23 protein-coding genes are annotated in these 22,412 nt (G+C 37.5%); 15 read left to right on the top strand and 8 right to left on the bottom strand.

Going from position 1 to position 22,412, the window contains the following annotated elements:
- Complete coding sequence (gene hemC, locus RBU60_RS03470; protein WP_308863273.1) at window positions 1-918, bottom strand: hydroxymethylbilane synthase; 918 nt, start codon at window positions 916-918, stop codon at window positions 1-3.
- Between the two features lie 6 nt (window positions 919-924).
- Window positions 925-2,181, bottom strand: coding sequence for a glutamyl-tRNA reductase (gene hemA / locus RBU60_RS03465; RefSeq protein WP_308863272.1), 1,257 nt, complete (start codon window positions 2,179-2,181; stop codon window positions 925-927).
- Between the two features lie 207 nt (window positions 2,182-2,388).
- On the opposite strand from hemA, the gene RBU60_RS03460 reads away from it, so the two are divergent.
- The 9 genes from RBU60_RS03460 to RBU60_RS03420 all read left to right on the top strand — a co-directional run bounded on the left by RBU60_RS03460 (window position 2,389) and on the right by RBU60_RS03420 (window position 10,470).
- The gene (locus tag RBU60_RS03460; protein ID WP_308863271.1) at window positions 2,389-3,285 is read left to right on the top strand and encodes an AraC family transcriptional regulator; all 897 of its coding nucleotides are present in this window, start codon (window positions 2,389-2,391) and stop codon (window positions 3,283-3,285) included.
- A gap of 79 nt (window positions 3,286-3,364) precedes the next feature.
- Window positions 3,365-4,405 carry a ferrochelatase gene (gene hemH / locus RBU60_RS03455; RefSeq protein ID WP_308863270.1) on the top strand — a complete coding sequence of 347 codons (1,041 nt, stop codon included), beginning with the start codon at window positions 3,365-3,367 and terminating at the stop codon, window positions 4,403-4,405.
- Complete coding sequence (locus RBU60_RS03450; RefSeq protein ID WP_308863269.1) at window positions 4,405-5,772, top strand: MATE family efflux transporter; 1,368 nt, start codon at window positions 4,405-4,407, stop codon at window positions 5,770-5,772. The genes hemH and RBU60_RS03450 overlap by 1 nt, the downstream gene beginning before the upstream one ends.
- Window positions 5,773-5,817: 45 nt before the next feature.
- Window positions 5,818-6,093: a hypothetical protein gene (locus RBU60_RS03445; RefSeq protein ID WP_308863268.1), complete on the top strand. Its 276-nt coding sequence runs from the start codon at window positions 5,818-5,820 to the stop codon at window positions 6,091-6,093.
- Complete coding sequence (locus RBU60_RS03440) at window positions 6,083-6,367, top strand: type II toxin-antitoxin system RelE/ParE family toxin (protein WP_308863267.1); 285 nt, start codon at window positions 6,083-6,085, stop codon at window positions 6,365-6,367. The genes RBU60_RS03445 and RBU60_RS03440 overlap by 11 nt, the downstream gene beginning before the upstream one ends.
- On the top strand, window positions 6,368-6,910 hold the full coding sequence (locus RBU60_RS03435; protein WP_308863266.1) for a CopD family protein: 543 nt from the start codon (window positions 6,368-6,370) through the stop codon (window positions 6,908-6,910).
- Window positions 6,911-6,956: 46 nt separating this feature from the next.
- On the top strand, window positions 6,957-8,363 hold the full coding sequence (locus RBU60_RS03430; protein ID WP_308863348.1) for a sensor histidine kinase: 1,407 nt from the start codon (window positions 6,957-6,959) through the stop codon (window positions 8,361-8,363).
- A gap of 3 nt (window positions 8,364-8,366) precedes the next feature.
- Window positions 8,367-9,149 (top strand): enoyl-CoA hydratase/isomerase family protein, encoded by a 783-nt coding sequence (locus tag RBU60_RS03425; RefSeq protein WP_308863265.1) that lies wholly within the window; start codon window positions 8,367-8,369, stop codon window positions 9,147-9,149.
- 247 nt (window positions 9,150-9,396) lie between these two features.
- Window positions 9,397-10,470, top strand: a complete 1,074-nt coding sequence (locus RBU60_RS03420; RefSeq protein ID WP_308863264.1) for a PA0069 family radical SAM protein — start codon at window positions 9,397-9,399, stop codon at window positions 10,468-10,470.
- Here the strand turns inward: RBU60_RS03420 and RBU60_RS03415 are convergent.
- The 4 genes from RBU60_RS03415 to RBU60_RS03400 form a co-directional block, all read right to left on the bottom strand.
- Window positions 10,467-11,123 (bottom strand): HD domain-containing protein, encoded by a 657-nt coding sequence (locus tag RBU60_RS03415; protein ID WP_308863263.1) that lies wholly within the window; start codon window positions 11,121-11,123, stop codon window positions 10,467-10,469. The genes RBU60_RS03420 and RBU60_RS03415 overlap by 4 nt on opposite strands.
- On the bottom strand, window positions 11,124-12,119 hold the full coding sequence (locus RBU60_RS03410; protein WP_308863262.1) for an acyl-ACP desaturase: 996 nt from the start codon (window positions 12,117-12,119) through the stop codon (window positions 11,124-11,126).
- Between the two features lie 12 nt (window positions 12,120-12,131).
- On the bottom strand, window positions 12,132-12,869 hold the full coding sequence (locus tag RBU60_RS03405) for a lysophospholipid acyltransferase family protein (RefSeq protein WP_308863261.1): 738 nt from the start codon (window positions 12,867-12,869) through the stop codon (window positions 12,132-12,134).
- Window positions 12,870-13,009: 140 nt separating this feature from the next.
- The gene (locus RBU60_RS03400; RefSeq protein WP_308863260.1) at window positions 13,010-13,420 is read right to left on the bottom strand and encodes a BrxA/BrxB family bacilliredoxin; all 411 of its coding nucleotides are present in this window, start codon (window positions 13,418-13,420) and stop codon (window positions 13,010-13,012) included.
- Between the two features lie 151 nt (window positions 13,421-13,571).
- Here RBU60_RS03400 and RBU60_RS03395 point away from each other — a divergent pair, with 151 nt between their 5' ends.
- Window positions 13,572-14,330 carry a TerB family tellurite resistance protein gene (locus RBU60_RS03395; protein ID WP_308863259.1) on the top strand — a complete coding sequence of 253 codons (759 nt, stop codon included), beginning with the start codon at window positions 13,572-13,574 and terminating at the stop codon, window positions 14,328-14,330.
- Window positions 14,331-14,631: 301 nt separating this feature from the next.
- Here RBU60_RS03395 and RBU60_RS03390 read toward each other — a convergent pair whose 3' ends face one another.
- Window positions 14,632-15,126 carry a thioredoxin family protein gene (locus tag RBU60_RS03390; RefSeq protein WP_308863258.1) on the bottom strand — a complete coding sequence of 165 codons (495 nt, stop codon included), beginning with the start codon at window positions 15,124-15,126 and terminating at the stop codon, window positions 14,632-14,634.
- Window positions 15,127-17,430: a TonB-dependent receptor gene (locus tag RBU60_RS03385; protein WP_308863257.1), complete on the bottom strand. Its 2,304-nt coding sequence runs from the start codon at window positions 17,428-17,430 to the stop codon at window positions 15,127-15,129.
- Between the two features lie 309 nt (window positions 17,431-17,739).
- On the opposite strand from RBU60_RS03385, the gene RBU60_RS03380 reads away from it, so the two are divergent.
- The 5 genes from RBU60_RS03380 to RBU60_RS03360 are packed head-to-tail and all read left to right on the top strand — an operon-like array spanning window position 17,740 to window position 22,409.
- On the top strand, window positions 17,740-18,393 hold the full coding sequence (locus tag RBU60_RS03380) for a metal-dependent transcriptional regulator (protein WP_308863256.1): 654 nt from the start codon (window positions 17,740-17,742) through the stop codon (window positions 18,391-18,393).
- Window positions 18,394-18,433: 40 nt separating this feature from the next.
- A complete protein-coding gene (locus RBU60_RS03375) occupies window positions 18,434-19,345 on the top strand; it encodes a metal ABC transporter solute-binding protein, Zn/Mn family (RefSeq protein WP_308863255.1) in 912 nt (303 codons plus the stop codon).
- Between the two features lie 6 nt (window positions 19,346-19,351).
- The gene (locus RBU60_RS03370) at window positions 19,352-20,092 is read left to right on the top strand and encodes a metal ABC transporter ATP-binding protein (protein WP_308863254.1); all 741 of its coding nucleotides are present in this window, start codon (window positions 19,352-19,354) and stop codon (window positions 20,090-20,092) included.
- 48 nt (window positions 20,093-20,140) lie between these two features.
- Window positions 20,141-21,256 carry a metal ABC transporter permease gene (locus RBU60_RS03365; RefSeq protein ID WP_308863253.1) on the top strand — a complete coding sequence of 372 codons (1,116 nt, stop codon included), beginning with the start codon at window positions 20,141-20,143 and terminating at the stop codon, window positions 21,254-21,256.
- On the top strand, window positions 21,249-22,409 hold the full coding sequence (locus tag RBU60_RS03360) for a metal ABC transporter permease (RefSeq protein ID WP_308863252.1): 1,161 nt from the start codon (window positions 21,249-21,251) through the stop codon (window positions 22,407-22,409). Before RBU60_RS03365 ends, RBU60_RS03360 begins: the two co-directional genes overlap by 8 nt.
- The last annotated feature ends 3 nt before the right edge of the window (window positions 22,410-22,412 follow it).

The raw sequence follows: 22,412 nt of genomic DNA, 5'->3' as shown, positions 1-22,412 counted from the left end.
TTATTCTAATTCGGCTTTTATAGAGCGCATAAGTTCTCTACCGCCGTTATCTAATACTTTCTGAGCTAAAATCGCACCAATTCTTTGGTAATCATCTGCTTGAAAAATAGCTTTTTCTTCTATTTTTTGTGTTCCGTCAAGGCTATAAAGGTTTCCTGTAAAGGAGATATCCTTTTCATTTTTAAATTCGGCTAAAGCTCCAATTGGCGCCGTACACCCTCCTTCTAATTTTCTTAAAAAATCACGCTCTACGTGAACGCATTTCGCTGTTTTTTCGTCATTAAGCTTTTCTACGGCTTCTTTGGCGAAGACGTTACTTTCATTCACCACAATAAGCATCGCGCCTTGTGCGGGAGCCGGAGTCATCCAATCTAATACTTGGTGAGTTTCTGGCTTTAGGTTGATACGTTCTAAACCTGCAGCGGCAAAAATAGCTCCGTTCCAGTCTTCGTTATCTTCTAATTTTCTTAAACGGGTATTCACGTTTCCGCGTAGGTTTACGATTTTGTGCGATGGATGATGGTGCAACCACTGTGCTTTTCTTCGTAAACTTCCGGTAGCGATAGTTCCGCTAGACTTGAGAAAATCTAAGCCTTTGTGTAGTAAAATATCATGCACGTTGGCACGAGGTAAAACGGCCGCTTGCACAATGCCCTTAGGTAAAGCGGTAGGAACGTCTTTCATAGAATGCACCGCAATATCTATGTCTCCCTTGATCATCGCGATATCTAGGGTTTTGGTAAAAATACCCGTAATTCCCATCTCGTATAAAGGCTGATCTAAATTAAGATCACCCGTAGATTTTACGGGTAACAATTGGGTTTTATAGCCTAAAGCTTCTAGTTTATTTTTTACGTTGTTGGCCTGCCATAATGCTAATTCACTATCGCGGGTACCAATTCTTATGGTTGTGCTCATGTAAGCTTATTTCGATAAATCTTCTAATTGAAAAACTTTTTGGATCAGGGCCAAACTTTCATCTGTAGAGTCGCTGTCTTGCTTAAGATGACTTGCAAACTGGTTCATTATTTTTTGAATAATGCGGTTGCTTACAATTTCGGCGTGTTCATTATTAAAGTCGTTGAGCTTTCTGCTTTGAAAGTCTAGCTCTTCGTCTTTCATATGTCTTAATTTGTGCTTTAAAGCTTTAATGGTTGGCGCGAATTTTCTCGTCTCTAGCCAAGCATTAAAATCTTTTTTTACTTCTTCTATAATCTCTTCTGCCTGCGGAATAAAGGTTTTTCTCTTTTCTAGTGTGGCATCAGTCATTTGAGAAAGATGATCTAAATGAATGAGTTGTACGTTTTCCAAATCGGCTACATCGTTAGCCACATTCTTAGGAATGGACAAATCTAAAATCAATAACTTTTTATCAGAATAAATAAGTTCTTTAGAGATGGTAGGGTTTTGAGCTCCCGTAGCGACAATAAGAATATCGGTGTCCCGAATTTCACTCTGCAAATCGGCATGATCTTTTACAATAAGGTCAAATTTGCCAGCTACTTTTACTGCTTTGTCTTTAGTTCGGTTAATTAGGGTAATGTGATTGTTCTTGGTATGTTTCACCAAGTTTTCACAGGTATTACGTCCAATCTTCCCAGTTCCGAAAAGTAGAATTTTCGCATTGGAAACATTTTTATAACGATTTAAGATGTATTGTACCGATGCAAAAGAAACCGAGGTGGCACCCGAAGAAATTTCGGTCTCGTTTTTAATTCGCTTACTGGCTTGAATCACCGAGTTTACCAATCGCTCTATAAACGGATTGGCCATACTTAGGTTCTTAGAAATGTTGAAAGCGTGTTTTAACTGACTTATAATTTCAAAGTCTCCCAAAATCTGACTGTCTAATCCTGTTCCCACTTTAAACAAATGCGAAATCGCTTCTTGGTTTTTATACACGTAAGCAACTTTTTCAAACTCTTCTACCGTACCATTGGTATGTTGACAAAGCAATTTGATGAGTTGAAAAGGATGTTGAGCAAAGCCGTAAATTTCGGTACGGTTACAGGTAGAGGTAATTAAAATGCCATCTACACCATCGTTTTTGGCATCGTTAATTAAGTTCTTTTTTTGCTCTTCGTTAAGGCTGAAATTCCCCCTAATGTCAGCGTCAGCTTTTTGATAGCTTAAGCCAATGGCATAAAAAGAATTGTGTTTAGATATATGATAGTTCTTCATAGAAGAATAAGGTCCTAAATATTTAGACTACAAAAGTAGCTGCTATGTTTTTGTAAAAGTAACGTTAAAAGTACTTTTATTGTCGTTAGAAGTTATTTTAAAGTAGAATCTACGCTAATTCGTTGAAATAAGCTATTTTTGTGGGGTCAACGAGGATTTCGGATTCATTATTTTAGAATGATTCTAAATAAAAACAGAATTTTAACCATGAATACTACGACAGAAAATAACGCTCAAAGTACTTTCCATAAACTGCTTGTAGAGGATGGAATTCATATTCTTACTTTTCAGAACGATACGTCTGATAATCAGTTTTTTGAGAAGGAAATGCACAGTGATTTTATTCAGTTTCATTTTTGTTTAAAAGGAATGGGACAGTTTAGTTTTAATCAGGGAAGTTATGCACTTCATCTAGGAGAAGAGAAATCCTTATTGCTTTACAATCCCACCAAAAATTTACCGCTTAGCGTTACTGCAAACGCTAATTCTTGGATGGTGAGCATCATTATTTCCATCCAAAAATTACACTCTCTATTTTCTGAAGAGGCAAATTACATTGATTTCTTAACGGATGATAACCGGGATAAAAAATATTATCAGGAACAATCTATAAGTCCGTCGATGGCGGTCGTTTTAAGTCAGATTCTCAATTTTAACTTGCATCCTTCCGTAAAGAAAATTTACTTAAAAGGAAAAGCTTATGAGTTGATGGGACTTTATTTTAACCGTCCCGAGGAAGCCGATATAGAGCAGTGTCCTTTTTTAATCGATGAGGATAACGTGCGCAAAATCCGTAAAGCGAAAGACATTATGATTCAGCGTATGGCAGAGCCTCCAAGTTTGCAAGAACTCGCCGATGAGATTGGCTTGAGCCTTAAGAAACTAAAAGAAGGCTTTAAAGAAGTGTATGGTGATACCGTTTTTGGGTTTTTATTTGACTATAAAATGGACTTTGCCCGTAAGCTTTTAGAAACTGGACGACATAACGTTAATGAGGTAGGATTAAGAGTGGGTTACAGTACGGCAAGTCACTTTATCGCTGCCTTTAGAAAGAAATTTGGCACCACCCCAAAAAAATATATTCAGTCGGTCAATTTAATTTAACTATCGAGAGATTGATAAATTGGAAAGCCCAACGCATACTATTCTTAGTATAAACCATTATTTTTGAAAAAAAATTGAAATGAAAGGAGTTTTACTCGTCAATTTAGGTTCTCCAGAGAGCACCAATCCCAAAGATGTAAAGAAGTATTTAGATGAATTTCTAATGGATGAACGCGTTATAGACGTGCCTTGGTTGCTTCGTGCATTTATTGTAAAAGGAATCGTTTTAAATACACGTCCTAAGCAATCTGCGGCCGCTTACCAAAAGATTTGGTGGGAAGAAGGTTCTCCTCTTATTGTTCTCTCAGAACGTTTACAGCAAAAAATAGATAAATTTACAGAAGTTCCCATCTCCCTAGCCATGCGTTATGGAAAGCCAAGCATAGAGCAAGGCTTAAAAGAATTGCATGTAAAAGGAGTAGACGAGGTGTTGTTATTGCCCTTGTATCCACAATTTGCTATGGCAACGACCGAGACGATTGTGGTCTTGGCAGATGAGTTGCAAAAAGAGCATTTCCCTGAGATGAAAATAACTACCTTACCTCCATTCTATAACCGACCAGATTATATCGAAATTCTTTCGCGAAGTATTGCCGAAAAGATAGAAAAATTAGATTACGAGCATTTGTTGTTTAGTTATCACGGTGTCCCGGAAAGGCACATTAGAAAAAGTGATATTACCAAATCGCATTGCCAAATAGATGGTACGTGTTGTCAAACTGCATCGCCAGCGCATCAATTTTGTTACCGTCACCAGTGTTATGAAACCACGCGTTTGGTAGCCGAAAAATTAGAATTAAATCCTGATGCTTACAGCACTTCGTTTCAGTCGCGTTTAGGGTTTGACCCATGGTTACAACCTTACACTGATAGAACCATTGAAAAATTTGGCCTTAACGGAATGAAAAAAATGGCCATTGTAACTCCGGCTTTTGTTTCTGATTGTTTAGAAACCTTAGAAGAGATTGCGATGGAAGGAGAAGAAATTTTCCATGAAAATGGAGGAAAAGAACTTACCGTAATTCCTTGTTTAAACGATCGGGAAGATTGGGTGAAAACCTTAAGTAACTGGATTAACGCCTGGGTAGAGGCAAAACAAGAAGAAAGTGTAGGCTCATAATGGCAAAAGTAAATTCGGAGGCATTAGGAAAAGAGCCTATTGGAAAACTGCTTATCAAGCAATCTTTACCTGCTTCCATCGGGATTTTGGTCATGTCGCTCAACATCTTGGTTGATACCATTTTTGTTGGGAACTGGATAGGACCTAATGCGATTGCCGCCATCAACGTGGTCTTGCCGGTCTCCTTTTTTATTGCCGCTTTAGGAATGGCGATTGGGATTGGAGGATCTTCCATTATTTCTCGGGCTCTAGGCTCCAACAACTATAAGAAAGCTTTAAAAACCTTTGGAAACCAAATTACACTCACCTTGGTTTTGTGTATTTTGTTGGTGGTTTTAGGCTTATGGTTCATCAAAGAATTAATTCCTGCCTTTGGAGGAAAAGGAGAGATTTACGCCCCGGCAGAAATTTATTACCGCATTGTACTTTACGGGGTTCCTATTCTGGCTTTAAGCATGATGGGAAATTCGGTGATTAGAGCAGAAGGGCAACCTAAATATGCGATGATTGCCATGATCTTGCCTTCTATTCTTAATTTAGTTGCAGATTACTTTTTTATCTACGTGTTTGACTGGGGAATGGCGGGTGCAGCGTGGGCTACAACAGGTTCATACTTTGTATCTTTTTCTTATGTATTGTGGTTTTTCCTTTCAAAAAATTCAGAGCTTAAACTAAATAAGGCGCACTTTAGACTTGATTTTCCTATTTTAAAAGAAATAGCTTCGTTGGGATTTGTCACCTTGGCAAGACAAGCGGTTGTGAGTGTTACGTATTTATTACTGAATAATATTTTATTTAATATAGGCGGCGAGGCATCGGTGACGGTCTATGCTATTGTAGGAAGAATGCTCATGTTTGCACTATTTCCAGTATTGGGAGTGACCCAAGGATTTTTGCCTATTGCCGGCTATAATTACGGCGCTAATCAACCCGAAAGAGTTAGGGAATCGATTAACAAAGCCATTTTTTATGCCGGAACTTTAGCCTTGGGAGTATTTGCAATCATCATGATTTTTCCAGAATCTATTGTGGCCATTTTTACCACAGATGAAACGATATTGGCAGAAACCCCATCGGCCATGCGATGGGTTTTTGCGGCATTACCCATTATTTCGCTTCAATTGATAGGTTCAGCGTACTTTCAAGCAATTGGGAAAGCGACTCCCGCTTTCTTGTTGACGCTAACCCGACAAGGTTTTTTCTTTATTCCACTGATTTTAATTCTGCCAGAGTATTACGGAGAACTGGGGGTTTGGATTTCTTTCCCGCTAGCCGATTTTCTTTCTACCATTGTTACAGGAATCTTTTTAAATAGGGAAATTAAGAAGAATTTGATTCCTTTGAAAAACGAAGAAGTAGCTGTATAAATTTTTTAAAAGCTTTATGATTATATTTGTAAGAAATGAGGTGTTATGAAAAAGAAGGAGTTGGATCAGTTAAAAATTGATGTGTTGCAAGAAGTTATAAATTGCAATGATGAGAATAAACTAAAAGAGGTGAGACTTCTGTTGGAGGAGGCTTCGGTAAGAGAAGAAAAGGAAAGCTATGTAACTCAAGATGATTTTTCGATTCCAAAAGAACATTATCAGGCTTTAAAACACGATGTAAAGTTATACGAGGAAGGCAAACTAGAGACCCATACCTTAGAAGAATTAAAATCTAATATGAAGACAAAATATGGCTTTTAAAGTGAGGCTTTCTTCTAGGGCAAATCTTGAAATTTATGAAGCTGTTTCATGGTATGAATCACAACAGCTCTTTTTGGGAGAAAGTTTTTTGAAAGATTTGTACAAAAATTTAGAAAGAATATCCTCTAAGCCTCATCAATTTATAAAGAGGCAAGATTTTTGGCATGCACTTTTAAATCGTTTTCCGTTTGTGATTGTTTATCAGGTTAAAAACGAAACCATACTTGTTTTATCTATATTCAACACCCACCAAAACCCGTCAAAAAAACCTTAAATGGAATACTACAATTACATCAAATCCCTTCACTTAATCTTTGTGATTACGTGGTTTGCGGGCTTGTTCTATATCCCGAGGTTATTTATTTACCATATTGAAGCCCAAGATAAAAATGAGCTAGAAAGAAAAATTTTAAGCGATCAGTTAAAAATTATGACCAAAAGGTTATGGACTATTATTACGTGGCCTTCGGCAATTTTAGCTACGCTATTTGCGGTGTGGTTATTGATTTTACAACCTGCGTGGCTATCACAACCTTGGATGCATATAAAACTGGCATTTGTTTTGTTGTTATTTATATACCACGGGAAGTGCCATCAGATTTTTAAGCAACAACAAAACGATATTTTTAAGTGGACTTCTAATCAAATGCGCTTGTTTAATGAAGGCTCTACGCTGATTCTTTTTTCGGTCGTGTTTTTGGTAATTTTAAAAGGTACTTTTAATTGGATTTTTGGCGTAGCGGGCATTTTTGTGTTGGGAATTTTATTAATGCTAGGCATTAAAGTGTACAAACGAATTAGAAATAAAAATAAGTAAGATGAGGTGGCTCAAACGCTCTTTACGAACACGTATTTTTTTGAGCATGATATTTTTGGTGTTAGGAGCTTCTGTCCTAATTGCCGTGGTTACCATTTATCAATATAAAAAAGAAGCCGAAGCCTACCAAATAGATAAACTGAAGCAAAAGGAGGCTTCCATACGGGCGAGTATCAATTATGAAATACAAACCACCACCTACGAGGTTACGACCGAGAATATTCCGTTGATTTTTAGAAAAAAAATCCACGAACTTAAGAACATTCACAACACCGAAATTAATTTTTATGATCTTCAAGGACGTTTGCTCAAATCCTCTAAAGCGACCTTTTTTAAAGATACTTCAGTAACCAAGATGCCAAAACAGGCCTTGTTGCTTTTGGAAGGATCTGAAAATAAAAAATACGTTCGTTTTTATAAAGAAGACGGGAAGAAGTATCAATCTTCCTACACTTACATCACCGATGCTTATTTTAAGCCCTTGGCGATTCTCAACCTTCCTAAAATTGATGACGACGGATTTATAGATATGCAGTTGAAGGATTTCTTGAAAATCTTAGCTCAAGTCTATATATTACTCATTTTGGTTGCTATTTTACTCTCTTACTTTTTGTCTAAATACATTACCTCTTCCTTAAAAACGGTAAGTGAGAAAATCCATGCCACGCGATTGGATAAAAAGAACAAGAAGATTGCCATAAAAGACACTTCAGAAGAGATTAAGTCGCTTATTAAAGCCTATAACTCTATGATAGATGAGTTGGAAGAAAGCGCGGTGAAACTCGCCACAAATGAGCGAGAGCAAGCATGGCGGGAAATGGCAAAGCAAGTGGCGCACGAGATTAAGAATCCGTTGACGCCTATGCGATTAACGGTGCAGAGTTTTGAGCGGCGTTTTGATCCTGAAGATCCCGAGATTAAAGAGAAACTTCGGGATTACACCAAGACGCTTATTCAGCAGATTGATACCATGAGTTCTATCGCTTCGGCGTTTTCTAATTTTGCCAAGATGCCGGCACAGCAAAATGAAACGCTTAACGTTCCCAAAATCGTTAAGTTAGCGCTAGATATTTTTAATGAAAGAAATATAGAATTCTTTCCGGAAGAGGAAGAAATTCTTGCCATCTTTGATCGTACTCAATTGATTAGGGTAGTGACCAACTTGGTGAAAAATGCCTTGCAAGCTTCAGAAGAAAATCCGCAGCAGCGTGTAGAAGTTTCGGTAAAAACAGATGAAGATTCGGTATGCATTCTTATAAAAGATAACGGAACAGGTATTTCAGAAGAAAATAAAATCCATATTTTTGAACCTAAGTTCACCACTAAATCTAGCGGAATGGGGCTAGGTTTGGGAATTATAAAAACCATTATTGAAGCCTATAAAGGCAGTATATCTTTTACTTCGGAAGAAGGAGAAGGAACCACATTTAAAGTTAAATTTCCTAAAATATAACACATGAGTTACCAAAATATTTTATTAGAAAAAGAAAGCGGAATTGCAAAATTAAGCATTAACCGTCCTAAAAAATTAAACGCCTTAAACAGAGAAACCTTAGGCGAAATCCATAGCGCTTTCGCGGAATTGGAAACCGACGATGAGGTAAAAGTAATCATCATTACTGGAAGCGGAGAAAAAGCATTTGTTGCAGGGGCAGATATTTCTGAATTTGCTGATTATAGTGTAGAAGAAGGGAAAAACCTTGCTGCAAAAGGGCAAAAGGAAGTCTTTGATCGTATCGCTAACTTTAAAAAACCAGTCATCGCTGCTATTAATGGTTTTGCGTTGGGTGGCGGATTAGAATTAGCCATGGCTGCACACTTTAGAATCGCCAGTGATAATGCCAAAATGGGATTACCAGAAACTTCTTTGGGAGTGATTCCTGGCTATGGAGGAACGCAGCGTTTGCCACAATTAGTGGGTAAGGGAAGAGCGATGGAAATGATTATGAATGCAGGAATGATTGATGCAAAACAAGCCTTACAATACGGTTTGGTGAATCATGTGACTAGCGCTGAAGAATTGATGGAGCTTGCTAGTAAAACCGCTCATAAAATTATGCGTAATTCTATGGTAGCGATTTCTAGAGCCATTGAGGCGATTAATGCCAATGATGAAGATGGCGTAAATGGTTTTGATAAAGAGGTAGAGAACTTTGGAAAAAGCTTCGATACCGAAGATTTTAAAGAAGGCACGAGCGCATTTTTAGAAAAAAGAAAAGCAGATTTCCCAAATAAGTAGTCGTCTGCGACTAAGATCTAAGACCGCTTCCGCCCGTATCATTCGGGCGGAGGCTAATAGACATAAGACTTGATTTTGCATTGCTTTGATGATTTTTAAGTCTAGTGTTATTTCATATTAGGGTATTTAGAAAATAAAGGAGAGAGTTTGATTTGTACTTACATTTTAAAATAGAATATCGTTTTTATAGGAAATAATCCTTAAAAGAGGAATTTATCCAATTAAATAAATTAACTTTGACTTTTTTATGTCTACTTCTTATATCAAAGGTCGGGGTGCGCAGAAAAATGCGCATAACAAATTTCAGGAACACGAGCATACCGTAGATCCCGAATATTTGGAATACTGCCATAAAGAAGGAGAAGAGCCTCAAGATCAACAAACCCATTTTCAGGAAGTCTTTCCCAAGAGCTTTGTTAACAAAGTAAAAAGTCCAGATGTGGGTATGGGATATTCAGCCAATCCTTACCAAGGTTGCGAACACGGTTGCATTTATTGTTATGCGAGAAATACACACGAATATTGGGGTTATGGTGCGGGTTTAGATTTTGAAAAACAAATCTTAGTTAAAAAAAATGCGCCGCAATTATTGGAGCAAAAACTAAAGACTAAAAACTGGCAGGGTGATGCTATTGTTTTTTCTGGAAATACGGATTGTTACCAACCCATAGAACGCAAATTGCAAATTACTCGGCAGTGTTTGGAAGTGATGCTTCAATATAAGCATCCTACAGGAATCATCACTAAAAATAGCCTTATTTTAAGAGACCTAGATCTTTTAAAAGAATTGGCTCAGCTTAACCTCATTAGGGTGAATATTTCTATCACTTCTTTGTCTGAAGAAACACGTAGGTTGTTAGAACCTAGAACGGCGAGCATAAAGCAACGTTTAAAAACTGTGGAAGAACTTTCTATGCACGGGATTCCTGTAAGTGTAATGATGGCACCCATTATTCCTAGCATCAATAGTCATGAAATTTTGCCTTTGGTAAAAAAAGTAAGCGAGTTGGGAGCTAGGTCTGTGGGATATACAGTAGTGCGTTTAAATGGCGCTATCGCGGAAATTTTTAAAGATTGGATTGAAAAAGCATTACCCGATAGAGCCGAAAAAGTCTTGCATCAAATTGAAGCTTGCCACGGAGGAAATCTGAATGATAGTCGGTTTGGAACTCGGATGAAGGGAGAAGGGGAGTTTGCTAAGCAAATTGCGCTTCAGTTTAAAATAGCTAGAGGTAAATACTTTTCTTCCGTAAAGGAAATTCCAGCATTAGATAAAAGCCACTATTTAGAACTTAAAAATCCGCAGTATACATTGTTTTAACGCTTTCCTTCCCACTCAGCGTAAAACTGCTCTAGATACAACTCCATAAATTCGTGGCGTTGCTTGGCCATTTTAGTACCCGTTTTGGTATTCATGCGGTCTTTTAACAGTAAGAGTTTTTCGTAAAAATGGTTGATGGTAGGATTTTCTCCTTTTTTGTATTCTTCTTTGCTCATATCTAGTTTCGGAGCGATGGAAGGGTCGTAGATTTTTCGGTTTTTAAAACCTCCATAATTAAAAGTACGTGCAATACCAATGGCGCCAATGGCATCGAGTCTATCGGCATCCTGAACCACATTAAGCTCTGGAGAAGTAAAGGTTTGTTGAATGCTTCCGCCTTTAAAAGAGATATTTTTAATAATTTCTTTTACGTGCGTTATCACAGGTTCTTTAAGATGTAGGCTTTTTAAAAAAGTGCTTGCTTTTTCAGGTCCAATGCTTTCATCTCCATCATAAAATTTAGAATCGGCTATATCGTGTAAAAGCGCACCCAGAGATACAATTTCTAGGTTCACTTTTTCTTGTGCAGCAATTTGTAAGGTATTTTTGTAGACACGTTCTATGTGGAACCAGTCGTGGCCACCTTCGGCATGTTGTAATTCATTCTTTACAAAAGCTTTGGTGGCTTGAATGACTTTAGATTCTTTTTGCATTTATTTAGTAAGTGCAGGGTTTACCCATTTAAAGTGAGTAATCTCATCAGAAATTTTTATTCTGCTTTGGATGCGCTCCATTCTTGCAGGAAGCTTGGTTACAAAATCTCTAGCTTTTTCGGCTTCTTCATTAAGACCGGTTAATTTTTCGATATCCCAACGCACAATCAATCGCTTCATAATATCAATATAATCGTTCCCTGTATACACTCCAATACGTTGTGCACAATTAGAAAACTCATCAAAAGCACCGCCCATACTATCGCCAGATTCTCTTAAGAACATCGCAGGCATCACAATTTTATTCTTCATCATATCCTTAAATGCAATCATCATATTGCTAGGATCTATTTTAAAGATTTCATCTACAAACGTACTGTAAGCATTATAGTGGCGCATTTCATCTCCGCTAATGATTTTACACATTTTTGCCAAAGATTTGTTTCCATAATTACGAGCCAATTTGGCTACGCGGTTGTGAGAAACATAGGTTGCTAATTCCTGAAAACTCGTGTATACAAAGTTTTTATAAGGATCTCTATCGGTTCCAATATCAAAACCATCATTAATCAAGTGTTGCGTAGTACGCTCTACTTCAATCATATTTACTCTTCCCGAAAGGTAGAGGTATTTATTAAGCACATCCCCGTGACGATTCTCTTCGGCCGTCCAATAACGTACCCATCTAGACCAAGAAGTTCCGCCATCTTGTTGGCTTACACCATCTACATCCATCAACCAAGATTCGTAGGTAGGCAAAGCTTCTTCGGTAATGGTATCCCCTACTAATACTACCCAAAAATCATAAGGAAGTTCTTTTGCAAGCTCCCTAATTTCGGTTACTTCGTCATAAAAGCCATCTCCTTGAGAGTTAGGCAGAAAATCTGTAGGCTGCCAAATCTCTTCTACAGGAATAAGGAATTGGTCAATAAATCCATCGACCTTACTTTCCAATTGCTGCATTACTTCTAATCTTATATTTTTTTGAGGATCCATGTGAGTTTGTATTTATAAATTTTTAATATCTCTAGTGATGATATGTTCTACTTTTTTTATCAAATCTTCCGTAGAATAATCACTTACCTTTAAGGTGGGTTGAACTTTGCATTTTAGGTGTACTCCCAAACTTAAGGGAAATTGACCTCTTTTCACAATTTGCCAAGAGTTATTTATGGTTACTGGAACTACAACAGCCTCTGGGCAAAATTTAAACAACATTTTTAATCCGGTAGGAGAAAATTCTTTGGGTGCTCCGTCTTTAGTTCGGGTGCCTTCCGGAAAAATAACTGCGGCTCTATTAGTATCCAACAAATATTGTGCAAATTTCTTGATTTCGGGTAAAGATTGTCTTGGGTTTTTTCGATCAATCAAAATAGAGCCCCCGTGGCTTAAGTTATAGGAAATACTAGGAATCCCTTTCCCTAACTCTTTTTTACTGATAAATTTAGGGTGAATTTCTCTTAAATACCAAGATATAGGCGGTATATCATAAGGGCTTTGGTGATTGGCAACAATAATATGCGGAACGTCTTTATTAAATTTTTGATCATTCTCAAACGTAATTCTAGTTCCTAAAACATTAAGGCAACGCAATAAAAAAAAGTTGAGGTAATCTACACTTTTTTTATGGGTTTGATAACCAAATACATTGAAGCAAATCCATTGAATGGGATGAAAAATCAATAACACCAATCCAAAACAGAAGTAATAGAGCACAGAAATGGGGTAGGATAAAATAGTATTCATAACTAAAACAACGTCTAAAACGCAAAAATAAGTTTTAAATTAGAGCCATGCTCATTATTTTTTTAAAACAATTGTGCTTGCATAACAAAAAAAGGTCGTTCATATTTTGAACGACCTTAGATTTTCTCTTTTAGTTTCGCCTAGCAGTATTCGTTGTAAGCGTCTTTTAAGTTTTCTGCAATCATTTCGGCAGGTCGTCCCTCAATGTGATGACGCTCTAGCATATGCACTAATTCTCCATCCTTAAACAAGGCCATACAAGGCGAACTTGGAGGAAAAGGTACCATATGAGCACGTGCTTTTTCTGTAGCTTCTTTATCTACACCGGCAAATACCGTAGCCAAATGCGATGGTTTTTTACTATTCTCTAAAGACATTTTTGCTCCTGGTCTTGCATTTGATGCAGCACACCCACAAACCGAATTCACAACCACTAAGGTAGTTCCTTCTTGTTGAATAGCTTGATCAACGGCTTCTGCACTTTGTAATTCTTCAAAACCTATAGAAGTCAATTCTTCTTTCATAGGTTTAACTAAATCTGCTGGATACATATTTCGATTTTTTTTGTTCAAATTATAAAGTCCAAAGATACCAAAAACTACGCACATCCTATATCTCATTTATGAATACATGGATAGGTTATTTTTATTCTTAGCCATAAAACCACAGAAGCTTATATATTTGCATTTCAAAGTGAAAAGTATGATTAAGTGGATTGGAGCCATTTTAGGAATGGTTTATATGCGATGGCCGGGAGCCATTCTTGGTTTTTTATTGGGCAGTCTTGTGGAAGCTTTCTTAAAAGGAAAGCGGGTAAAAGGAAGCGGTGGAGGCTTTCAAGATATCTTTCAGCAGCAAAAAGCACAAAATGTTTCTATGGGAGATTTTGAGCTGAATTTGCTCACCTTGTGCTCTGTCGTGATTAAAGCCGATGGGAAAGTGAATCAGCGGGAACTGGATTATGTGCGTTCTTATTTTGTACAGTCCTACGGTAAGGAAAGAGCCAATGCGACTTTTAAAACCTTTAATGAGGTGATTAAAAACAGGCAAATTGAACCTCAGCGAATTTGTGCTTATATGCGTTCTCGAACTAGTTACGAGGTGCGCTTGCAAATTCTTCATTTTCTCTTCGGAATTACCCAAGCAGATGGTCATATCTCTTCGGCAGAATTATATGAATTGCAGAAAATTGCGGGTTACTTGCAAATTAACCGACGTGATTTTGAAAGCATCCAAGCCATGTTTGTAAAATCTGCCGATGCTACAAGTGCTTATAAAATTTTGGAAATCGAGAAAAGCGCTACCGATGCGGAAGTGAAAAAAGCGTTTAGAACCATGGCTAAAAAATACCATCCTGATAAGTTACAAGGAATGGATGAAGCCTATAAAAAAGGAGCCGAAGAGAAATTCTTAAAGGTGCAAGAGGCTTATGAGCAAATTCAGAAAGAAAGAGGAATGTAAATCTGATTTTAAATTTGATAAGGTGTTGATTTAACAATTTTATCCTTGTACCTCAAGCTTCCCGATCATAAATAAAATTGGCCCCTTCTATAAAGTAGGAGCCAATTCATGAACAACCAAAGTTTGGGATCAACAAAACTTAAGTTCCTCAGATTTACTTAAAATTAATTTCTCTTAAAATTTGCTTCAAATAATTGATTTTAGAAGTTTGTTCAAATTAATGAGTTGAATTTTGATGCTTTGCGTGATGACTTCCGCGGAAGCTTAAGAGAATTTACTTCAACTTCTTTTGTCTTTTAAGCTATAGGTTTTTTTGTTTTTCTAAAATACTCAGCAGCTGCTTTACATTTAGGTATTGAAAATGGCGCGCAGTAGCTTTAAAATTTTCATCTAAAAATACCACGGCGGGCAGCGAGAAAGCTATGTTCTTTTGTCTAGCCATGAGCAGTGGAATTTGATGAATGGGGTTTCTCCTATTTCCTCTTTCATTCACAAAAGATTGGCCTCCAAAAACTATAGTGTCTTCTGTTTCTACGTTCATCTTAACCGCATAAAAGTTTTCTTGAAGCATTTTTATTACTTTCTTATCTGGGAACACCTCTTTTTGCATTTTTAAACACGGCTCACACCAATTGGCGTAAAAGTCTATAAAAACCTTTTTAGGGTGCACGGCTAATGAATCTTCCAATTGTTCAAAGCTAAGCCAGTTGACCGCTTTCTCTTGTTGCGAAAAAGCGGTTTGGACTAACATAATCAAACAAAAAGTAATGCTATAACTATTCAGAAATTTCAACATTTATAAAGAATTTATTTTTAGTCCTACAAAAAATGTACGTGGCGCTGCGGGCCCGTATATATAATCGCTATCTCGGTTTTTCCCCAAATCAAAATCATTTTGATAACTGTTAGTGATATTTTTAATACCCGCATAAAGCTTAAGTCCTGTACTTAAATTTGGAAGATTAAAGTCATAAGAAAGTCTCATCCCAAGTTCCGTGAAAACGGGGGTAACATCATATTCATCTACATCTTGTCCGGTTCCTGGACCTGAAAAATGGATAATATCCATAGCACCCGTATAGAGTAAATTTGCACTTGCTTTCAGCTTTTTAGTAGGACTGTAAGTAAGGGTCGCGTACCCATAATCATCAGGGGTTCTTAGGAATTGGCGTTTTGCTGGAAGGCCCTCAATATTTTCAACAGCGTCATTAAATGAACTAGATTGAAGGGTAAACCCAGCTTCCAATTCAATCAAATAGTCATAATTTAATCTAGCTTCTACGGTAAAACCTTTGACGGTTGCACCGCTTCCATTTCTTTTTTCAAACCGTTCTCCAAATTCATCTTGACCTAGAGGAGCTTGATAAAAAGCATCATTAAGTTTGGTGTAGAAACCTTCTACGGTAAACCCAGCGATAAAATGCTCTGTGGCTTTATCATAATTTACAGAAGCCGTAAAACTATTGGATCGCTCTTCTGTTAAATCATCGGCTAAAGAAATTCTTGAAACTCCCCCACCTGCAAAAGCGATATGTAGGTCGGTGTCGAATGCTTGAGGCGCACGAAAACCTGTTCCCCAACCTAAGCGAAACTGAGTGTTTTCTTGAGGCTTGTATAGCAGTGAGAGCCGCGGACTAAATACAGCATAATCTAACAGATTGTGCTTATCTAATCGAAATCCAGCAAGAAAATTAATGCGTTTAGAAACATCCCAATCGTTTTGTAGAAAGGCTCCCAAGTTTTTTGTGGTCTGATTGATTTCATAATTATAGGTTTCAATCTCATCAAAAACATGGTCATACACATATTCCACACCACCTGTAAGTACGGTTGTACCTCCTAAGAATTGATCAAATTTATGATTTAATTGGGTACCTCCTTGATGAGTAATCACTTCAGAAATTCCATAAGGGGGAGCAGCAAAAAAAACCTGTTTTTCTTGCTCATCATCGGGGATGATCCCTGTATAATGATCACGGTCTGTACGTTGACCTCCATAATAGGCAATAAAAGAGGATTTATCTTCATTAAAATTAAGTTGATAATCTACACTTCCCATCAATACATGATGATCTCGCTCTTCACTCTGTTGAGCCAAATAAGCTGGCTTATCTATCATTTCGCCCCCGTAACGGTATTCGTATAAACTGCTAAAACTCACTTCTAATTTTGAATTCTCAGAGGGAAGATAAAAAGCATTCATTCCAAAGGAATTATCTTTTAGTTCTGGGAGTTCAGAAAAATTATCTCCATTGGCGTCAAAAGCTTCTCTTCTTCTGCTGCTTACAAAAAAAGTTGCTCCCGCATTATACGCTTTACTGACTACGGTTGCATTTCCGTTAATAAGACTTTGGTTAGTCTTGCCATCTATGTTTTGATAGGTATAACTGGCGCTGTAACTATTTTGCTTCGGAGTTTTAGTAATTACATTTACCGTTCCGCCAATAGCGCTAGATCCATAAAGTGCAGAAACACCACCGCGAACCACTTCTATGCGCTCAATCATATTTACAGGGATTTGTTCTAAGCCATACAAACCCGTAAGCGGACTAAAAATAGGACGTCCGTTAATGAGGATTTGTGAGTAACCTCCTTGTAAACCGTTCATACGAATCTGGCTGTAGTTACAGGTTTGACAATCTACTTCTACGCGCAAACCTGGCTGAAATCGTAAACCTTCAGATAGGTCTGTTGCGCTTACTTCTTCAAGCGTTTTACTATCTATCAAGTTGACAATTACGGGAGAATCTATGCGACGTTTTTCTGTCCGAGTACCAGTCACAACCACTTCTTCCAAGCCTAATAAATCTGTCTTTAGACTAAAATTAAGCGATGTATGGATATACTCTTCCGTATTTATGTTTTGCTGAAGGCTCTTAAAACCAACTGCTTGCACTTGAATGGAGTAATTCCCTTTCGGAATTTTTAATTCATAGGCTCCATTAATATCCGCGGCAGTTCCAATGAAGGAGTTGGTTACACTAATATTCGCAAAAGGTATAGGTTTATCGCCATCGGTTACTTTCCCATGAAGGCTCATCTTTTCTTGAGCCAGGCCTAGCATTGGGGGAAATAGAAGTAAAAGGAATAATTTTTTCATGGTTTTATTGTTTTTAGGCAAAGCTAAAAATAATATTTAAAGTAATGAAATATATAATTTAATATAGCTTAAAATTAAATATAGCTGTCTGAATAATTTTATAGATAAGCTATATAATATGAATCTCCGTTAGCTATAAAATCACTAAAATAGGAGTGATATGTACAATAAAAGCTTTACGGAAGTCTTCTTGAAAAGGATTTATTGTCTTGATTAATTGGGAGGTAGTTCTTGTTTAAATTTTATTTAGGATAAGCTAAAAGTTTATTTCAAAATATATAATGTATCTTTGAGCTTTATTTAAATTATATGTTTACACAGTCTGAAGAAAATTATTTAAAAGCGATATTTCATTTGCAGGAAGAAACCAATGATGGAGTCTCTACCAGTAGTCTTTCTGAATTATTGAATACCAAAGCAGCTTCCGTAACCGAAATGGTTAAAAAATTGGCCGATAAAAGTCTGGTGGATTATCGAAAATACTATGGCGTACAATTAACCGAGCTTGGTAAAAACCAAGCCTTATCGGTGGTGCGAAAACACCGTCTATGGGAATCTTTCTTGGTAGAGCGCTTAAATTTTAAGTGGGATGAAGTTCACGAAGTGGCAGAACAATTAGAGCATATAAAGTCGGCCAAATTGGTAGAAGAATTGGATAAATTTTTGGGCAGACCCCATTATGATCCGCACGGAGATCCTATTCCAGATGCCAATGGAAACTTACCCAAAGCCGCTAAAAAACGATTGTCTCAATTAAAAGCAGGAAATCGTGCCGTTTGTAAAGGTTTTAACGACACCAGTTCTTCTTTTTTGAAATATTTAGACAGACAGGGAATAGGTATGGATACATCCATTGAAGTCTTGCAGATAGAAAGTTTTGATGAAAGCATGACCATTAAGGTTGATGAAAAGGAGATTTCACTTTCAAAAACAGCAACAGATCATATTTATGTGGAAGATTGAAATCCGCATCTAATCTATTAATTGGCATACCAAAATACCTATGAAACACTTTCTTTTACTTTTTTGTTGCAGCCTTCTTTTTACAGCTTGCAAAGACGCTCCAGCTAATGATCCCAATAAACTCAATATCGTAACCACCACCACGATGATTACTGATTTGGTGCATAATATTGGAGGCGATGCGGTTGAGGTGCAAGGATTGATGGGAAGCGGCGTAGATCCCCACTTATACAAAGCAAGTGAAGGAGATGTTTCTAAATTAACGCGCGCCGATGTGGTTTTTTATAGCGGTTTACACCTAGAAGGAAAACTGGTAGATGTGTTTGAAAAAATGGGAAGAACCACCAATACCATTGCTTTAGCTGAGGTCTTGGATAAAAAGAAATTAATAGGGTCTGAATATTTTGCTTCTAGTTTTGATCCGCATATTTGGTTCAATATTGAATACTGGAAACAAATTACAGTCAATCTTACTCAGCATTTAAGCGAATTAGATCCAAAGAATGCAGAGCTGTATAAAAAGAATAAAGATATTTATTTAAAAAAATTAGAGGGGTTAGAAATAGAGGTACGAGAAACTATTGCTAGCCTGCCTAAAGAAAAACGCATCTTGGTGACGGCGCACGATGCCTTTAATTACTTTGGCGAAGAATATGGATTTAAGGTGGTGGGCTTACAGGGATTGAGTACAGCGACCGAAGCAGGCGTACAGGATGTGCAAAACTTAGCCGAATTAATTATTGAAAAAAAAGTAAAAGCCATTTTTATTGAAACCAGTGTTCCTAAAAGAACCATTGAAGCTTTGCAACAAGCGGTAAAGTCAGAAGGTTTTGATGTGCAAATTGGTGGCACCTTATATTCAGATGCGCTTGGAAACGCAGGAACTGACGAAGGGACTTATATAGGTATGTTTTCTTACAATGTAAACACTATTGTTAACGCATTAAAATAAGAGCAAATGAAAGATCAACTTCCAGCCATACAAATAGATGACCTTACCGTAGCCTATGATTATAAACCTGTGTTATGGGATATTGATCTCGTCGTACCAGAAGGGGTTCTTATGGCCATTGTTGGTCCTAATGGGGCCGGAAAATCTACGCTCATTAAATCTATCTTAGGAATTATAAAACCCATCGCGGGAAGCGTTAAAGTGTTTGGAAAACCTTATAAAAAACAAGTAGACAAGGTCGCTTACGTGCCTCAAAAGGGAAGTGTAGATTGGGATTTTCCTACGGTCGCATTAGATGTAGTGATGATGGGAACATACGGTAGCTTGGGTTGGATCAAGCGTCCCGGACAGAAAGAGAAGAAAGCGTCCTTAGAGGCTTTGGAAAAAGTAGGAATGTTAGAATTTAAAGACCGTCAAATAAGTCAGCTTAGTGGGGGACAGCAACAACGTATTTTTTTAGCGCGGGCTTTGGTGCAAAATGCTTCCATATACTTAATGGATGAGCCTTTTCAGGGCGTAGATGCGACCACCGAAAAAGCCATTATCAATATTTTAAAAGAATTAAGAAAAGCGGGAAAAACCCTTATTGTGGTACATCACGATTTACAAACCGTACCCGAATATTTTGACTGGGTGACTTTCTTAAATGTGAAGGGAATCGCTTCCGGAAAAGTAAAAGACATCTTTAATGATGATAACCTTACCAAGACTTACGGGATTAATTATAAAGTAGCCGTTACTCAGTAATCGGTTTTAGCACGAGAATAAATTTCAGAAAGAGAGAGAAATTTTAGCATGGAATTAAGCGATTTTTTTACTAATTACACCTTGCGTACCATTACCTTGGGAACTACGGTTTTGGGTGCGATTTGTGGGATGCTGGGTAGTTTTGCCGTCTTGCGGAAACAAAGCTTGCTGGGAGATGCCATTTCCCACGCTTCCTTGCCTGGGATTGCCCTAGCTTTTATTCTTACCGGCGTTAAAGATGCCAATCTTATCTTGATAGGCGCTTTAATTAGCGGACTTATAGGAACCTTTTGGATTAAAGGAATTGTAAGAAGAACCCGATTAAAAAGTGATACGGCTTTGGGCTTGATTCTTTCTTTATTTTTTGGTTTTGGAATGCTGCTGCTCACCTTTATTCAAAAAATGCCCAATGCCAATCAAGCGGGATTAGATAAATACTTGTTTGGGCAAGCCGCCACTTTGGTAGAGCAAGATGTTTGGGTGATGGCGACTGTAACCGGAGTAAGTCTTATTGTTTTACTGTTGTTTTGGAAAGAATTAAAGTTGCTGCTTTTTGATGCCGACTACACCAAAACCTTGGGTTTTAATACCAAATTCTTAGATATTCTTATTACAAGTTTTATCGTATTAGCCATTGTAATGGGGCTTCAAACCGTTGGCGTGGTTTTGATGAGTGCTATGTTACTTGCTCCAGCAGCGGCAGCGCGGCAATGGACTAACAGTTTAGGAACCATGATTATTTTGGCTTCTATATTTGGTGCTTTTTCTGGTGTTTTTGGAACCGCGATTAGTGCAAGTCAAGACAACCTCTCTACAGGACCAGTCATCGTATTGGTAGCAGCAGGATTTGTATTGATTTCTTTTGTGTTCTCTCCAAGTAGAGGAATATTGTTTAGGGAATTAAGATTTCGTCAAAACCGAAAGGAATTACACCTTAAAAAGACGCTCACTTTTATGTACCGTATCGTAAAGAATCATGACGATATTACGCACCCTCACGCCATAAGAATTCTAAATAATTTTCAAGGCTTTACCAAAAAAACCCTCACTAAGCTAGAGGAGCAAGAATTGATCAAGATCGCAGGTAATGAATGGTCTATGACGCATAAAGGTTATGATCAGGCTTCAACGATGTATAATGAATTAGGGAAAAGTCATGACTAGTATACAAGTAGAAATTCAACTTATTGCAGCATTAGTGGCTATGGCTTGTGCGATCCCGGGTACTTTTCTTGTCCTTAGAAAAATGGCTATGATTAGTGATGCCATTAGTCATTCCATTTTGCCAGGAATTGTATTGGGCTTTTTTATTACCCAAGATCTCAATTCGCCTTTACTTATTTTATTGGCTGCTTTAACGGGAGTCATCACGGTGGTCATGGTCGAATTTATTCAAAAGACAGGTTTGGTAAAAGCAGACACAGCCATAGGACTGGTCTTTCCAGCTTTGTTTAGTATTGGGGTAATTCTCATCGCTAAAAACGCCAATGATGTACATTTAGATATTGATGCGGTTTTACTAGGAGAACTGGCCTTTGCGCCTTTTGACCGATTAGAAGTTGGTGGTACAGATATAGGACCTAAATCACTATGGGTTATTGGAACCATTTTACTAATTAGTATCTCGTTACTCATACTTTTCTTTAAAGAATTAAAACTAAGCACGTTTGATAAAGGACTGGCAGCCACTTTGGGTTTTTCGCCAATGATTTTACATTACGGCCTTATGACCGTTTCTTCAGTAACTATTGTGGGTGCTTTTGATGCTGTAGGCGCCGTTCTGGTTGTTGCATTAGTTATTGCGCCGGCGGCAACCGCTTATTTACTTACCAATGATCTCAAAAAAATGCTGGTCTTGGCATGTTTATTTGGGGTGTTTTCGGCTATTGCAGGGTATTGGATGGCTAACCTTTTGGATGCTTCCATTGCAGGTTCGATGACAACAGTCTTAGGAATCTTATTTTTCCTAGTGTATCTCTTCGCTCCCCAGCAAGGTGTTTTTTCGGTGTATTTTAGGGAACGTCAGCAGCGGAAAGAGGTTTCTTTATTGGTGTTTTTACTGCATTTGCAAAACCATTCAGATTCCAAAGAACGCCACGTGAATCATTTACAAGATCACATCAATTGGCAAAAAGTACAGGCAAGAACGGTTTTAGATCTTGCCAAAAGGAATAACCTGATTCAGATTTCTAATCAAATTGCATCTCTAACTCCAAAAGGCGAGGAGTTTACACAGGAAGCTTTAAGGTATATCACAACCAATAAAGAAACGGCCATTGAGGAATTGAAAACTAAGTTTTTCTTATTTAGAGGGTAGCGA

The organism is Mesonia profundi, from assembly GCF_031085155.1.
GTDB lineage: Bacteria > Bacteroidota > Bacteroidia > Flavobacteriales > Flavobacteriaceae > Mesonia > Mesonia profundi.
This window is presented reverse-complemented; position numbering and strand designations above follow the sequence as displayed.

Coding starts and splice junctions, on each gene's coding strand:
- hemC (WP_308863273.1), bottom strand. CDS start 918: ATGAGCACAACCATAAGAATTGGTACCCGCGATAGTGAATTAGCATTA.
- hemA (WP_308863272.1), bottom strand. CDS start 2,181: ATGAAGAACTATCATATATCTAAACACAATTCTTTTTATGCCATTGGC.
- RBU60_RS03460 (WP_308863271.1), top strand. CDS start 2,389: ATGAATACTACGACAGAAAATAACGCTCAAAGTACTTTCCATAAACTG.
- hemH (WP_308863270.1), top strand. CDS start 3,365: ATGAAAGGAGTTTTACTCGTCAATTTAGGTTCTCCAGAGAGCACCAAT.
- RBU60_RS03450 (WP_308863269.1), top strand. CDS start 4,405: ATGGCAAAAGTAAATTCGGAGGCATTAGGAAAAGAGCCTATTGGAAAA.
- RBU60_RS03445 (WP_308863268.1), top strand. CDS start 5,818: ATGAAAAAGAAGGAGTTGGATCAGTTAAAAATTGATGTGTTGCAAGAA.
- RBU60_RS03440 (WP_308863267.1), top strand. CDS start 6,083: ATGGCTTTTAAAGTGAGGCTTTCTTCTAGGGCAAATCTTGAAATTTAT.
- RBU60_RS03435 (WP_308863266.1), top strand. CDS start 6,368: ATGGAATACTACAATTACATCAAATCCCTTCACTTAATCTTTGTGATT.
- RBU60_RS03430 (WP_308863348.1), top strand. CDS start 6,957: ATGATATTTTTGGTGTTAGGAGCTTCTGTCCTAATTGCCGTGGTTACC.
- RBU60_RS03425 (WP_308863265.1), top strand. CDS start 8,367: ATGAGTTACCAAAATATTTTATTAGAAAAAGAAAGCGGAATTGCAAAA.
- RBU60_RS03420 (WP_308863264.1), top strand. CDS start 9,397: ATGTCTACTTCTTATATCAAAGGTCGGGGTGCGCAGAAAAATGCGCAT.
- RBU60_RS03415 (WP_308863263.1), bottom strand. CDS start 11,123: ATGCAAAAAGAATCTAAAGTCATTCAAGCCACCAAAGCTTTTGTAAAG.
- RBU60_RS03410 (WP_308863262.1), bottom strand. CDS start 12,119: ATGGATCCTCAAAAAAATATAAGATTAGAAGTAATGCAGCAATTGGAA.
- RBU60_RS03405 (WP_308863261.1), bottom strand. CDS start 12,869: ATGAATACTATTTTATCCTACCCCATTTCTGTGCTCTATTACTTCTGT.
- RBU60_RS03400 (WP_308863260.1), bottom strand. CDS start 13,420: ATGTATCCAGCAGATTTAGTTAAACCTATGAAAGAAGAATTGACTTCT.
- RBU60_RS03395 (WP_308863259.1), top strand. CDS start 13,572: ATGATTAAGTGGATTGGAGCCATTTTAGGAATGGTTTATATGCGATGG.
- RBU60_RS03390 (WP_308863258.1), bottom strand. CDS start 15,126: ATGTTGAAATTTCTGAATAGTTATAGCATTACTTTTTGTTTGATTATG.
- RBU60_RS03385 (WP_308863257.1), bottom strand. CDS start 17,430: ATGAAAAAATTATTCCTTTTACTTCTATTTCCCCCAATGCTAGGCCTG.
- RBU60_RS03380 (WP_308863256.1), top strand. CDS start 17,740: ATGTTTACACAGTCTGAAGAAAATTATTTAAAAGCGATATTTCATTTG.
- RBU60_RS03375 (WP_308863255.1), top strand. CDS start 18,434: ATGAAACACTTTCTTTTACTTTTTTGTTGCAGCCTTCTTTTTACAGCT.
- RBU60_RS03370 (WP_308863254.1), top strand. CDS start 19,352: ATGAAAGATCAACTTCCAGCCATACAAATAGATGACCTTACCGTAGCC.
- RBU60_RS03365 (WP_308863253.1), top strand. CDS start 20,141: ATGGAATTAAGCGATTTTTTTACTAATTACACCTTGCGTACCATTACC.
- RBU60_RS03360 (WP_308863252.1), top strand. CDS start 21,249: ATGACTAGTATACAAGTAGAAATTCAACTTATTGCAGCATTAGTGGCT.